Here is a 13260-nt window from a genome sequence, read left to right as displayed (position 1 = left end):
CTCCCGATACAACCGCACGGCACGCTGCCGCAGATCAGGTGAGTACTTCTTCGGTGCTGGCACGAATCTTCCTTCCCATGGCCATCAGACCATGATCAAGAAGCTCCATGAAAGCGGGGGTGGCTCAGCTTCACTGACCACTCGGCGGCTGTGTGGCAAATGGTCCGCAGGCCGCCCTCTCTGCCAGGCCGTCTCGGTACGCCCCGGCCTGCCCGGATGAAGCGGTGACATCCGCTCATCGGCTCCGAGCGTGCACAGGCGCACAGTTCGACGCGCCGGTCGCTCACCACGAAGCGTGACGATCTTCGAGCCGGCCACCGCGCAAGACCTAGGTGGTCAGGCGCACGCCTCGAATTCGGCCGACGTGGCCGGGGTCGTGTCGGTGCAACCGCCTCGCCCGCACACACATGCGTAGGGGAACGCCGGGAGGTTCGCTCCGATGTGCCGCTCGTGCGCCACGATCTGACGATGGACGACGGCGTTCTCATGGCGTCGTCGTAACGACAGTTCCCGCCCTGGCCGAAGCCGCGCGAATGACGCCGTGGCCGTGTTGACGGCTTCACGCACCGCTGCCAGTACACAATCCCAATCAACGTCGGTCGGAACCTCGACGACGGCACTCCCGGCATCCAAGGCCGCGGATCGAAGCCGTGCGCCGATCAGCTGGTCACGCTCGACCAAGGCCTCGACCCGAAGGCGGGCCGCGTCTTCCCCTGCTACGAGCCGGTTCAATCTCGCCGTGCGCGTACGCTCGGCGGTGGTGATCAGCCAGATCGAGCCGATGGGCGACCACGTCGCCTCCCCCCCCGGGCGGAGTTGCGGCCCCTCGACGAGCGTCGGTACCCCCGGAACCTGTGCCGCTCGGACATCGTCCATCACGGTGGGAAGTCTGAGTGCAGACGTGCGTTCGAACTCGTCCGCCGCGGCCACCGAGCCCAAGGCGAGCACGTCATCGAGTGCCGGCCCGAGGGGGCCGAGGCGCTCCAGGTGAGCGTAGGTGTAGGCGTCCACTGGGTGCAGCGCGAGGTCAAGCTCGCGGGCGACCTGGCGGACTATCGTCGACTTACCGGATCCCGGTGTGCCACCAACCCAGAACATCGGCGTGCTCGTCACCATGCACGCCATGCTGCCACGCGACCACCAGGCGCCGTCCGCGCATCAGCAAGAGCGGGGTCATCGAGTCACTGGATACGGGCGCCGATGAAGGTCGGTCGTTTCCGGGCGGGCGTCGGCGCACCGGTGGGCGGTCTGGCCGGCACGGGTGCACCGGCTGATCGGTGGAGGGCGGCGACCGTTCCGGCCGGATCGCGCCACCGCCGGGCGAGTGACCGGTCGATCGCCGAGTGTCATAGTGAAGCCGATGACGGACTCGCGCACCTATCTGGAGCTGCTCGCCCGGGGCGCCACGGCCGGCGGGCCACTGGAAGGCGCCGGGTCCGGCGGTGGGGCGCTGCCCGATCGGCAGGCGCTGCTGGACCGGCTGCGGGATGAGATCGCCTACGTCGAGCGCAAGGTCGGTGTGCGTGCCGACCCGGACGAGGTACGGCGGCTGATGAGCGGGACCGGCGAGGCGCTGCGCAAGGTCCTCGGCGGCGGCGCGGACGCGCAGCTCGGCCCGGCCGACGTCCTGGGGTTGGAGGCGGTGGTGCGCGCCGACGGGTCGCGGCCGGTGCTCTTCGTCGAGGACGACTTCGTGGACCTGACGGCGCCGTCGGCCGGGTTGTGGGCCGCGGTGCTCGCTCGCTTCGAGGACCAGGTGCGTTCCGTCTGCGCCGCGGTCGGCCGGGTCGACGACCCCGCCGCGCGTGGGGTCGGGTACTGCGGCACCGCGTGGGTGGTCGGCGAAGGGCTCGTGGTCACGAACTTCCACGTGCTGCGGGCGATCGCCCGCGGCGGGGAGCGGCGCGACGGCCGGTTCGAGGGGCGGCTCAACACGGCCGTCGCCGTCCACTTCGGGCATGAGGTCGGCGAGGTGAGGCCGGAGCTGCGGTTTCCGATCCGGCGGGTGGTCGGGGTGGGGCGGCAGGGTGAGCCGCGGTTCGAGCACCCGGACCTGCGCGGGATCAACTTCGACGGGCTGGACCTGGCGCTGCTGGAGCTGGAGCCGGTGCCGGGGCGGTCGTTTCCGGAGCCGGTCCGGGTGGCCCGGGGCGACGACCCGCTGACCCGCGGCGGGCTGGCCAGCGCCGGCCGGACGATCTACCTCGTCGGCTATCCGGGCGACCCGACCAGCACGACGCCGGACCTGTTCGTCCGGCTGTTCGCCGGGGTGCGCAGCTACAAGCGGCTGGCGCCGGGGCAGATCATGGCGGCGGCCGGCGGTGTGCCGCTCGACCCGCGTGGGTGGGTCCTCACGCACGACGCCAGCACGCTCGGCGGCAACTCCGGCTCGGTGCTGGTGGACCTCGACGCCGACGGCCGGACCGCGCTCGGGCTGCACTTCGCCGGGCAGCCCGACCGGCAGAACTGGGCGCACGCCCTCGAGCGGATCACCGCCGACCTGGACCGGTTGTCGCACGGGGGTCCGAGGTGAGCCCGGAGGAGGACGGCTCGTGGAGTCCGCAGGTCCGGGACCTCGCGGCCGCCGTACGGCCCCAGTGGGCACGCATCGACGCGATCTGGGGGCCGTTGAAGACCGCGCACGGCCTGCACCTGCGCCGTGACACGGACGGGGACGCGGTCGGCTTCCTCTGTGAAGCGATCGCCGTGGCGCAGCAGCACGGTTTCCTGCGCGCGTTCGCCTTCCAGCTGGTCAAGGACGACCTGGTCGGGGACGGGTTCGACGAGCATCTGGTGGCGCTGCTCGGGGAGTCGGCGGCGGGCCTGCACGCCTTCCAGAACGGCGTGTTCAGCCCGGCCAGCGCCAGGATCGCGGCGCAGGGCATGCTGCGGGCGTGCGACCTGGTGTGCCGCATCGACATCGGCGAGCAGCACATCGGCACCGGGGTGCTGGTGCGGCCGCAGCTGGTCGCCACCGCCGCGCACGTGCTGTGGGACCTGTTCGCCAAGCACCCGGACGGGTCGCTCGTGCTCGGCCCCGACGGCTCGCCGCAGGCCGCCGAGGGCAGCCTCGCGCTGCTCACGCTGACGTTCGGCGACGTCGAGGACAACCTGCCCGACGACCCCGGCACCACGGTGCGGCTGGCCGGCACCGTCGCCGCCCTGCACCCGCAGTGGCTGGCCAGGTCCAGCCCGCCGACCCCGCTGGAGCGGTCGAAGGCGCTCGCCGACGTGAGCGACATCAGCGGCATCGAGGCGCCTGAGGGGCCCTGGGACCTGGCGCTGATCCGGCTGGCGCAGCGGCGCCCGATGCCGCGGCCGGTGCTGCGCGGCCGGGCGTCGCGGCAGCCGTTCCAGATCCACGTGCTGCACCACCCGCAGGGCGGCGGGCTGCTCGGCCAGCCGCTGCTGTGGTCGATCGGCAAGCTCGACCAGCAGCTCGGGACGCCGCCGGTGCGCTGGCTGCACGACGCGAACACGCTCGCCGGCTCGTCCGGGGCGCCCGTCTTCGACCGGTACTGGCGGATCGTCGCGCTGCACCAGGGCGGGTCGCGCGTGGTGGACTGCGCCGACGACGCGGCGGGGCTGCCGGCCGCTTCCCGCAACCGGGCCGTGCCGGTCCGGGACTGGTGCGAGCGACTGGACGAGCTGGATCTCGTGGAACTCACGTACCTCAGCGAACTGCGCCGCTCGCCGGAGCTCGGCGCCGGGCCGCACCCTGTCGTCGGCCGGCAGGCGACGCAGGACTGGGTGCGGTTGTCGCTGGAGCCGGCCGCCACCGCCGCGCAGCGGCTGCTGATCGTGCGCGGGGCGCCCGGCACCGGGCTGCACTTCACCAAGTTCCTGGTGCGGGAGATGGTGGAGGACGCCGGCGGGGTCATGGTGAGCCTGGACCTGGCCAACGCCCTCGACGACGACGCCGCCGCGTTCGCCGGGAAGGTCGCCGCCGCCCGGTCGGCACCGGCCCGCGCGAAGGTCGCCGCCAGCGGCCTGACCACGACCCAGCGCGACATCCGCCGGCAGGTCACCGGGGTGCTGTACGGCGCGGGCTCGCGCCCGACCTGGCTGGTGCTGGAAGGCTTCGGCGGTGCCGCGCTGGACGTCCCGGTCGACGTGCGGGACCTGCTCATGGACCTGATCCGCAACCTGTCCGCGTACCCATCGCTGCGGCTGGTCGTGATCGGCTGGCTGGAGGAGCCGCCGCCCGGCGTCGAGGCGTTCGTCGACGAGCTGACCGACCCGGCCGCGGCGGACATCGCCGCGCAGATCCTGCCCGTGGGCAGCGCTCTGCTGCCGGTGGCGACGCAGATGGTGGAGGCGGAGCTGAGCCTCGAACAATTCCAGGGCGTGCTCGGGTACGCCGCCGCGCTCCGGGTCCTTGAGCGTCTCGGGCACAGGCTGCGCGCCGCTGCGGAGGGTTCGGCATGACGGAGAACCTGGACGCACTGGCCGAGCTGGTCGCCCGGGAGTGGTCGTCGCGGTCCGCCGCCGAGCGGTCGGCGTTCCTGGACCGGCTCCCCGGCGGCACGCCGGCCCCGGCGCCGCCGCCGGCCGACGCGGTCCGGCTGCTGCGGCAGCGGGCCGCGCTGTCGGGCACGGTCGCGCCCCGCGACCTCCTCCGCGGCGTCGCCGAGGCCGACGGGGACCGCCTGCTCGACCTGCTCGCGCCGCAGTTCGACCGGGCGTCGCTGAGCCAGGGCTGGCGGTGGACGCTGCGCAGCGGGCCGCGGCAGGAGGTCCTGGCCCGTCTCGCCGCCGATGGCACCGTCCGCGACGCGGCCGACGACGTCGCGGACGTCCCGACGGACGCCGCCGGTGAGCTGCTGCGCGCCATCGCCCGCCAGGACCACGCCGGGCGGGCCGCGGTGCTCGCCGGGGCGGCGCCGGGCACGGCCGTGCAGGCGCTCGCCTGGGCGCTCCCGCTCGGCGGCCTGTCCGGGCATCTGGCCGAGGCGCGGCGGCAGGCCCGTCTGCGCGCCATCGCCGACGGCTACCAGGTGCTGGTGCGGCACGGTGTCTTCGGCCGCGACGCCTACCTGGCTCGGCTCCGGGCCTTCGCCGCCGCCCCCGTCGAGGACCAGTATCGGCTGCCGCTGCTGTCGATCGTCGGCGTCGGCGGTAGTGGGAAGTCGACGCTGCTGGCCTCGTTCATCGCGCCGTACCTCGACCGGATCGCCCGCGGCGACGAGCGCGGCCCGGCCGTGGTCGTCATCGACTTCGACCGGGTGCTGTTCCGCGCCGACGCGGAGCTGGAGCTGTCCTACGAGGTGACCCGCCAGCTCGGTGCCGCCGCACCGGTCGCGTCCGCGGACTTCTCCGCCCTGCGGTTCCAGCACCGGGTCGCCCGGCGCGAGGCCGGCTTCGACCGCTACCGCGACAGCGGCCACCTGTACGCCGAGGGCCTGTCCCACTCGGTCAGCACGTTCGAATACGACGCGTCCGAGATCGTCAGGCTGCACCGGCTCGACCAGCGTCCGGTGCTGCTGGTGTTGGACACGTTCGAGGAATGGCAACGCGAACACCGGTACACCTCCCGCTGGAGCGACGCCGAGAGCCGCATCCTCGACTGGTTGCACCGGCTCCGGTCCGGGATGGGCCTGGCCGGCCTGCGCGTCGTGGTCTCCGGGCGGGCCGCACTGTCCACAGTGGGCAACATGGTGCAGTCGATCGTCCCGCTCGGCGACCTGGGCCGGTCGGACGCCGCCGCCGTGCTGCACGCGCACCGCATCGACCAGCCGGCGGCGTGCGCCCTGGCAGACATCGTCGGCGGCAACCCGCTGACGCTGCAGGTCGCCGCGCGCTTCTACAGGCGGCTGACCGTCGCCGCCCGCGCCGACTTCCTGGCCGGCGACGACGCGGTGACCGGGCAGCTCGACGCGCGGGTGCGCCGCGCGGTGCTCTACGACCGGTTCCTCAACCACATCGCCGACGCGCGGGTGCGGCAGCTGGCGCACCCCGGGCTGGCGCTGCGGCGGGTCACCCCACCGCTGGTGCGGCACGTCCTGGCCGTCGCGTGCGGCCTCGGCCCGGTCGACGACGACACCGCGCGGCGGCTCACCGACCAGCTCGCCGGCGAGGTGTGGCTGGTCAAGGACACCACGGACGGGCTGCGCCACCAGCCGGACGTGCGGCGCGGCATGCTGCGGATGATGTCGGCGGATCCGCGGTACGGCGACACCGTGCGGCGCATCCATGAGGCGGCGGTGCGCTGGTACCGCGACGGCGGCGAGGACGAGTTCGGCGCCGGCGACTGGCAGCCGCTGCCGCCCGAGCAGGCATCGGTCGAGGCGCTGTACCACGCGCTGATGCTGGTGCCCGAGGACGGTTCCGTGGACAAGCTACGGCGCGCCGAGCCCGCATGGGACCGGCTGGCGCTGGCGCTCGGCGAGACCGTCGACGACCTGCCGACGAGGGTCGCGGCGCAGGTGCGGGCGCTGCGCGGCGAGGACCTCCCCGCCGCGGACGCGCTGACACTGCCGGACGGCATCTGGTGGGAGTGGGTCAAGCACAAGGGGGACGACCTGGTCCGCGAGGAGGCGCCGGCCGAAGCCCTGGATCTGCTGCACGCGGGCTGGGCGGCGGGCCGGGAGCGGCGGGAGCCACCGTGGCTGGCCCAGGCGTACTGCGACACGCTGCGGTGGGGCGAGTACCGACCCGGGCCGGAGTTCCGCACCAGCCGGTACGCGATGCTCGACGCCCTGCTGGCCGGTCGCTCGACGGCTCTGCTGGAAGCGCGGCTCCCGGACCGCTCAGGGGTCGACCAGCTGTTCCCGGACCTCCTGCTGACGGTGGAGAGCGGCGAGCCACCCGCGCGGTGGGCGGCTCGCCGCCGCCCGCTGCTGCAACGGTTCGCGACGGAGAAGCCCGGCGGCGAGCTGTTTCCGGTGGACCAGCTGCGCCGCGCGTTGATCCTGCTCGCAGTGGGCGACGGCCGGCCGGTCCGCATCGAGCCGAATCCCGGCACGATCTTCCGGCCGGATCCGACGTGGATCGACGCGATCACGCGGCTTGCCGACCCGCCGTTGAGGCCGGCACCATTCGTGATCGACGAGACGCTCCGCAGCGACGACGTGCTGGAGACATGGGCATCACAGTTCAGCCGGGCGGCCGGCGCTTCGATCACCCTCAGCCGCGACGCGTTACGGTTCGAACCTACGCTGGTCGACGCCCTCCGCGGTGACAATCCCGAGCTGCGGCCGGCGGTCTGCAAGGCGCTCGAAGCCGTGGTCGAACAGGCCGGCATGGCTGTCCTCGGCCGGTGTGCCGAGCTCGCGCTCCAGGTGCCGGTCGCCGACCTGCAGCCCGACGTGCTCGCCGCCGCCGACCCCAGCGCGATCCGGCGGACGATCAAGACGCTCGTCGTGTACGTCGACCGGTCCGGCGTCCTGCTGCCGTTCCTGGAGCTGCTCCGTGCTCACCTGCCGAACTACCCCGTGCTGGGCCGCATCATCACCGCGGTGCATCGCTGGGAGGTCCTGCACCGGCGCCTGCTGGACGCGCTCACGGAGCAGCTGCGCAGCGGATAGCCGTCAACGAGCGAGCCAGGCCGGGACGTTGGCGGGGGCGTACCGCTCGTACCGCTGCGACAACCGCTGCGCGTTGCGGTTCCGCGGGTCGTCGAAGCCGAGGAAGCGCAGCGCGTTGCGGCCGGCGAACGCGTCGCGGGCCTCGTCGCCGAAGCCGGCGAACAGCGTCAGGTAGCGCTCCAGGAAGAGGTCGTCGTCGGGGTACAGGGCGAGCATGTACCAGTCGCTGCCGTACATCACCCGCTCCGCGACGGATCGGGTCGCCGCGCCGGCGCGCATGCTGCGCAGGGTCTCGGCGTAGCCGGCGCGGATCGCGGGATCGTGGATGCGGTGGTTGCCGACGTCGGCGAAGAGTCCGTGGTGGGCGGCCATCGCCTGGGCCATCCGCCACGGCCAGCCGTCGGCGGGCTCGGTCTGCTGGGCACCGCCGAAGTGCCCGAGGTTCAGCCGCAGCCGCGGGTGCGCGGCGAGCACCGGCAGCCAGTCGTCGGGGCCGCCGTAGCCGTCGAAGCCCGGGTCCGCGTGGTTGGAGTTGTTGGCGTGCGCCGTGATCGGCACGTCCTGCTCCTCGCACCACGCGGCCAGGTCGCCGACGATGCGGTCCAGCTCGGCCGCGTCCTGCGCGGTGTGCCGGCCGTCGGCGGCGTTGCCGCTCGGCCGCCAGCCCATCGGCGGGTACACCTTGACCCCGACGAACCCGTAGCGCAGCACGGCCCGCTTGACCAGGTCCAACGGCGTCTCGACGTCGTGGGTGCGGCGGGCGAGCAGCTCCCGCAGCGGATCGAACCCGATGAACGGGTGCAGCCGTGCCTTGCCGGCGCCCGGCAGCACCCCGAGCATCGTCGCCCGGCTCAGCTTCTCGAACAGCTCCACCTGTTGCTGCTGCGTGGTCCGGGACCGGTCGGCGAGCCCGCTGTCGAGGTCCACCAGCAGCGGCACGGCCAGGTCGAGCCGGTCCCCGCTGACCCGCACCAGCTCGGCGACCAGGTCCAGCCGGGACCGGCCGAACAGCTTCACCCATCGCACCGCCCGCCGCGCGGTGCGGGTCGCGTCCCCGATCCCTTCGAGCCCGCCGGCTGCCCCGTCCTCCTCCGCGAGCGCTGTCCCGATCCTGGTCAGCAGCTCCGGCTGGGTGCCCCGCAGCTCGGCGACGGCCACGTCCACCTCGTGCTCGAAGGACTCCTCGGGCGCCGGGCCCAGCCCTTCGAGCCCGCCGCCACCGCCGCCACCGCCGCCAAGGAGCGTGTTGAGCCGGCCGAGGTCCGCCTCGAACGACGGCGCGGCGCCCTGGATGAGCGTGTCGATCAGCCCGGAGAGCAGCCCGCCGAGCGCGGCGTTGCGCAGGTGCAGCCGGTGGATGAACCCCTTCACCGGCAGGTCCGCCGCGTTGAACACGTGACAGTGCACGTCGACGACCGTGCTCATGGAGCCCTCCCGGGTGCGCACGCTGAGTGACCATCTCAGCCTCGCACCGTCACTGCCGGCGGACTGCGGCCTTCCGGTCCGACTCCGCCGTCAAATGGACAGGGCCGCCGGGTCGATGTGGACCTCTGGGTCGGCCAGTGCGGTGGCCGCGCCGTCGACGCCGTCCAGGCCCACGTGGCCGGTGAAGATGTGCGACACGGCGAGCTATTCCGAGCGTGCCATGCCAAGGAGGCGGCCGTCGCGGACCTCGGTGATCTGGTCGGCGGCGGTGAGGTGGGTGCGGTCGTGGGTGACGAGGATCGTGGCTGTGGCTTGCTGGTGGGTGAGCTGGGTGATCAGGTCGATGATGGTGGCGCCGCGTTCGTGGTCGAGGGCGCTGGTGGGTTCGTCGACGAGGAGAACGGTGGGGTCGTTCATGAGCGCGCGGGCGATGTTGACGCGTTGGCGTTGACCGCCGGAGAGCTGGTGCGGTCGGCGGTCGGCTTGTGCGGCCATGCCGACGGCGTCGAGCAGGTCGAGGACGCGTCGGCGTGCGGCGGCGGGTCGGCGGCCGTCGATGACGGCCATGACCTGGAGCTGTTCGGCGGCGGTGAGGGAGGGCAGCAGGTTGGGTTGCTGGAAGACGATGCCGATGCTGCGGCGGCGTATGGCGGCTTGGTCGTTGCGGCTGAGGTCGGTGACGGTGGTGCCGTCGATGGTGACGGTGCCGCTGTCCGGGGTGATGAGGGTGGCGGCGACGGCGAGCAGGCTGGATTTGCCGGAGCCGGAGGGGCCGACGACGGCGGTGAGGTTGCCGCGGGGCACGTCGAGGCTGATGTGGTCGAGTGCGGTCAGGCGGGTGTCGCCGTCGGGGTAGGTGAGGGTGACGTCGGTCAGGGTCAGGGTCATCGGGCGCTCCCGAGGGCGGTCAGCGGGTCGACAGAGGTGATCCGGCGGATGGACAGGGCCGCGCCGAGCACGCCGAGCGCGATCATGACTGCGGTGGGGATGAGCATGGTGGCCGGGGTGAGCAGGAACGGCACGGCGGTGCCGGCGACGAACGCGCCGGCCGCGGCGGCGAGGGCGGTGCCGGTGAGCGTGCCGATGGTGAGCAGGACGGCGGCTTGGCCGAGGGCGTCACGCAGCAGCCCGGCGGTGGAGGCGCCGAGGGCTTTGAGGACGGCGACGTCGCCGCTGCGCTGGATGGTCCAGACGGTGAAGAAGGCGCCGATGACCAGGGCGGAGATGGCGAACAGGAAGCCGCGCATCAGTTGCAGGGAGCCGTTCTCGGAGGCGTAGGAGCCGATCGCGGACAGTGAGTCGTCGCGGGTGACGGTGCGGGTGCCAGCGGCTTGGTCGCCGGCGGCGACATCGGCTCCGTTCGTGGTGGTCAGGGCGATCACGGTTGCGCTCACCCGATCCGGCTCGCTGGTCGGTGGGGTGGTCAGGCGCCAGGTGGCCAGGCTCGTCCAAACGACCGGGGTATGGCTGAAGGAGGCGTCGCCGCGGACAGCGCCGACGGTCAGACTCCGGCCGGCGAGGGTGAGGGTGTCGCCCGTGTGGAGTCCGAGGTCGTCCGCGGCGGTGGTGGACAGCACCACGGATCGGTCATCGATGCGGTCGGCGGCCGGGGCGAGCGGGGAGCCGGGCTGGACGCCGAACACGGACACGGCGACGGTCGTGGTGCCGGCTCTGGCCCGGGTGGTGCTGATGCCGAGCGGTTCGGCGCTGGTGACGCCGGGCGTGCGGGCCCAGTGCTGCCATTGCTCGGCGGTGACTGTGGAGTTGGCGTACGACAGGTCCTGCCCCCGGTCAGGGGCGTTGAACGCGATGCGATCGGCGGGTAGGCCGGTGATCGCGGAGATGTTCTGCTGGCCGAGGCCGGCGGTCAGGCCGGACAGCAGCCCGACGAGCAGGGTGATCAGCACGATGACGGCGCCCATCAGGGCGAATCGGCCTCTGGCGAACTGCAGGTCGCGCCATGCGACGAACACGATGTTCCGCCCCTCTACTTTGACGTGATGCGGCTGTGTCCACGGTCGCCGTCGAGCGGGGGTGCGGGCATCTGCCGCAAGACCAGATGCGGCTTGCATCTTTTGATAGAGGCCGGCCGGGCGTGGCTGTCCGTACGCTGAACAGATCATGTCTTCGACCGCGTCCCACCTGCCCCGCACGGCCCGTGGCCTGCTGTGGTGCCTGCATCTGCTCCTCGCCGGGCTGCTGGTGGTGGCTGCCGCTCGGGCGGTCGCCGACGGCGGCGCGCACGCGTGGCTCGTGGTCGCGGTGGCGGGCGCGATCGCGTTGACCTATGGCGCCGGGGTCCGGTTCGCGCGTGTCCGCGCGTCGCGCCGGGCGGCCAGGGTGTGGCTGGCCGCGGTCGTCGCAGGGTGGCTGGTCCTGCTGGCCCTGTCCGCGGACGGTGTGTGGGTGGCGTTCCCGCTGTACTTCCTGCAGCTGCACCTGCTACCACGCCGAGCTGGTGTCGTCGCGGTGCTGGCCACCGCGCTCGCGGCGGTCACCGGTTTCGCGGCTCACGCCGGGGCGCTCACGTTGGCCATCACGGTCGGGCCGCTGCTCGGCGCGGCCGTCGCGATCGCCGGGGTGCGGGGCTACCAGGCCCTGTATCGGGAGAGCGAGCGTCGGCGGCAGCTGATCGAGGAGCTGACCGCCACCCGTGCGGATCTGGCCGCGGCCCAGCATTCCGCCGGGGTGCTGGCCGAGCGGCAACGGCTGGCCCGCGAGATCCACGACACCCTGGCCCAAGGGCTGTCCAGCATCCAGCTGCTGCTGCGCGCCGCTGAACGCGCGCTGCCCGACACCGCGCAGACGGCCGCTCGTCACGTCGCGCAGGCCCGGCAGGCCGCGGTGGACAACCTCGCCGAGGCCCGTCGCTTCGTCGCTGCGCTCACCCCACCCGCGCTGGAGGACGCCGGCCTGGTCGAAGCCCTCGAGCAGCTGTGCGCCACCACGACCGCACGGCACCGGATCACCGCCCGCCTGCACCGCACCGGCGACCCGGCACAGCTGTCCGCCGCGACCGAGATCGCGCTGTTGCGCATCGCCCAGTCCGCCCTGTCCAACGTCGTCCGGCACGCCGACGCCGACACCGTGGACGTCACCCTCAGCTACCTGGGCGACCAGGTCGCCCTGGACATCGTCGACGACGGCACCGGCTTCGACCCCACCCAGCTCGCTGCCATGGAGCCGAACGGCGGCGGATTCGGGCTCGCGGCGATGCGCGCCCGCGCCGACGCGCTCGGCGGCACCTTCACCGTCGAGGCCACCACCGGAGCCGGCACCGCGCTGGCCGTCCAGGTCCCCACCGGTACTGGGACCAACTCATGACCGGATCGACGATTCGCCTGCTGATCGCCGATGATCACCCTGTCGTGCGAGCCGGGCTGCGCGCTGTCCTGGAAACCGAACCCGATCTGGCCGTGGTGGCCGAAGCCGCCACCGCCGAGCAAGCCGTCACCCGGGCCGCGGACGGTGACATCGACGTCGTCCTCATGGACCTGCAATTCAGAGGCGGGATGACCGGCGCCGAAGCCACCGCTGCGATCACGGCACGCCCGGGCGCGCCCCGCGTGGTGATCGTGACGACCTATGACACCGACGCCGACACCCTGCCTGCCATCGCCGCCGGCGCCACCGCCTACCTGCTCAAAGACGCCCCTCCCGAAGAACTGGCCGCGGCCGTGCGCACCGCCGCGGCCGGCCGCACCACCCTCGCGCCCGCCATCGCGGACCGGCTGATGAACCGCCTGCGCCAACCCGACACCGCGCTGACCCGCCGCGAAACCGAAGTCCTGACCCTGGTCGCCGAGGGACTGTCCAACCAGGCGATCGGCGCCCGCCTGCACCTGACCGAAGGCACCGTCAAGTCGCACCTGGCTCGCATCTATCTCAAACTCGGCGTCGACTCCCGCACCTCCGCGGTCGCGACGGCCACCAACCTCGGTCTCATCCGCCGCTGACCCGGGGACTGTAAGAAAGACGGCGGGCCGGACGCGCCGTCGTCGAACCCGTTCTCGCCGAGGCGCAGCAGGCGCTGACCGGCCTGTGGGGATCACGTGGCCTCATGTCGGCTGCGGCTGGGATCGCTGAAGGTCCTGCACCGCAGCGCAGGTGGTTACAGCGGCTGCACAAAGTACGGCGTGACGTCCATCCAGCCGTTGCCGGCCGCGCCGGTGAGGCGGCCGTTGCTGGCGGTGGACAGCGTGTACCAGGAGTCGACGTAGTCAGGATCGTCGGTGTACCACGAGCTCGGCAGCGCGGCGAGGATGGCGTCGACGAGCGGTGCGTACGCGCCGCCGTCGACGATGGTCAG

10 protein-coding genes are annotated in these 13260 nt (G+C 72.9%); 5 read left to right on the top strand and 5 right to left on the bottom strand.

All coding sequences use genetic code 11. The features are described 5' to 3' along the window. Positions 1-336: 336 nt before the first annotated feature. Positions 337-1116, bottom strand: a complete 780-nt coding sequence (locus ABD332_RS59385) for a (d)CMP kinase (protein WP_344515922.1) — start codon at positions 1114-1116, stop codon at positions 337-339. Between the two features lie 244 nt (positions 1117-1360). Here ABD332_RS59385 and ABD332_RS59380 point away from each other — a divergent pair, with 244 nt between their 5' ends. The 3 genes from ABD332_RS59380 to ABD332_RS59370 are packed head-to-tail and all read left to right on the top strand — an operon-like array spanning position 1361 to position 7526. After that, a complete protein-coding gene (locus tag ABD332_RS59380) occupies positions 1361-2533 on the top strand; it encodes a trypsin-like serine peptidase (RefSeq protein WP_344515920.1) in 1173 nt (390 codons plus the stop codon). Continuing rightward, a complete protein-coding gene (locus tag ABD332_RS59375) occupies positions 2530-4428 on the top strand; it encodes a trypsin-like serine peptidase (RefSeq protein ID WP_344515918.1) in 1899 nt (632 codons plus the stop codon). Before ABD332_RS59380 ends, ABD332_RS59375 begins: the two co-directional genes overlap by 4 nt. Further along, the gene (locus ABD332_RS59370) at positions 4425-7526 is read left to right on the top strand and encodes an AAA family ATPase (RefSeq protein ID WP_344515916.1); all 3102 of its coding nucleotides are present in this window, start codon (positions 4425-4427) and stop codon (positions 7524-7526) included. The genes ABD332_RS59375 and ABD332_RS59370 overlap by 4 nt, the downstream gene beginning before the upstream one ends. Before the next feature lie 3 nt (positions 7527-7529). Here ABD332_RS59370 and ABD332_RS59365 read toward each other — a convergent pair whose 3' ends face one another. From ABD332_RS59365 to ABD332_RS59355, 3 genes are all read right to left on the bottom strand, one after another. Next, positions 7530-8951, bottom strand: coding sequence for an amidohydrolase family protein (locus ABD332_RS59365; RefSeq protein ID WP_344515914.1), 1422 nt, complete (start codon positions 8949-8951; stop codon positions 7530-7532). A 204-nt stretch (positions 8952-9155) separates the two neighbouring features. Continuing rightward, the gene (locus ABD332_RS59360; RefSeq protein ID WP_344515912.1) at positions 9156-9839 is read right to left on the bottom strand and encodes an ABC transporter ATP-binding protein; all 684 of its coding nucleotides are present in this window, start codon (positions 9837-9839) and stop codon (positions 9156-9158) included. Then, a complete protein-coding gene (locus ABD332_RS59355) occupies positions 9836-10924 on the bottom strand; it encodes an ABC transporter permease (protein WP_344515910.1) in 1089 nt (362 codons plus the stop codon). The genes ABD332_RS59360 and ABD332_RS59355 overlap by 4 nt, the downstream gene beginning before the upstream one ends. 148 nt (positions 10925-11072) lie before the next feature. Here ABD332_RS59355 and ABD332_RS59350 point away from each other — a divergent pair, with 148 nt between their 5' ends. Both ABD332_RS59350 and ABD332_RS59345 read left to right on the top strand, forming a co-directional pair. Then, the gene (locus ABD332_RS59350) at positions 11073-12275 is read left to right on the top strand and encodes a sensor histidine kinase (RefSeq protein WP_344515908.1); all 1203 of its coding nucleotides are present in this window, start codon (positions 11073-11075) and stop codon (positions 12273-12275) included. After that, positions 12272-12907 (top strand): response regulator, encoded by a 636-nt coding sequence (locus ABD332_RS59345; protein WP_344515906.1) that lies wholly within the window; start codon positions 12272-12274, stop codon positions 12905-12907. Before ABD332_RS59350 ends, ABD332_RS59345 begins: the two co-directional genes overlap by 4 nt. Positions 12908-13062: 155 nt before the next feature. Here the strand turns inward: ABD332_RS59345 and ABD332_RS59340 are convergent. After that, positions 13063-13260: DUF3103 family protein (locus ABD332_RS59340; protein ID WP_344515904.1), on the bottom strand; the 198-nt coding region annotated here is incomplete at its 5' end.

It is taken from the genome of Dactylosporangium maewongense, assembly GCF_039531485.1.
GTDB classification, from domain to species: domain Bacteria; phylum Actinomycetota; class Actinomycetes; order Mycobacteriales; family Micromonosporaceae; genus Dactylosporangium; species Dactylosporangium maewongense.
Note: the sequence above shows the minus strand (reverse complement) of the source record. Positions and strands in the feature narration are given on the sequence as shown.

Excerpts from the sequence above, each read along its gene's own strand:
- ABD332_RS59385 (WP_344515922.1), bottom strand. The coding sequence starts at position 1,116 with ATGGTGACGAGCACGCCGATGTTCTGGGTTGGTGGCACACCGGGATCC.
- ABD332_RS59380 (WP_344515920.1), top strand. The coding sequence starts at position 1,361 with ATGACGGACTCGCGCACCTATCTGGAGCTGCTCGCCCGGGGCGCCACG.
- ABD332_RS59370 (WP_344515916.1), top strand. The coding sequence starts at position 4,425 with ATGACGGAGAACCTGGACGCACTGGCCGAGCTGGTCGCCCGGGAGTGG.
- ABD332_RS59365 (WP_344515914.1), bottom strand. The coding sequence starts at position 8,951 with ATGAGCACGGTCGTCGACGTGCACTGTCACGTGTTCAACGCGGCGGAC.
- ABD332_RS59360 (WP_344515912.1), bottom strand. The coding sequence starts at position 9,839 with ATGACCCTGACCCTGACCGACGTCACCCTCACCTACCCCGACGGCGAC.
- ABD332_RS59350 (WP_344515908.1), top strand. The coding sequence starts at position 11,073 with ATGTCTTCGACCGCGTCCCACCTGCCCCGCACGGCCCGTGGCCTGCTG.
- ABD332_RS59345 (WP_344515906.1), top strand. The coding sequence starts at position 12,272 with ATGACCGGATCGACGATTCGCCTGCTGATCGCCGATGATCACCCTGTC.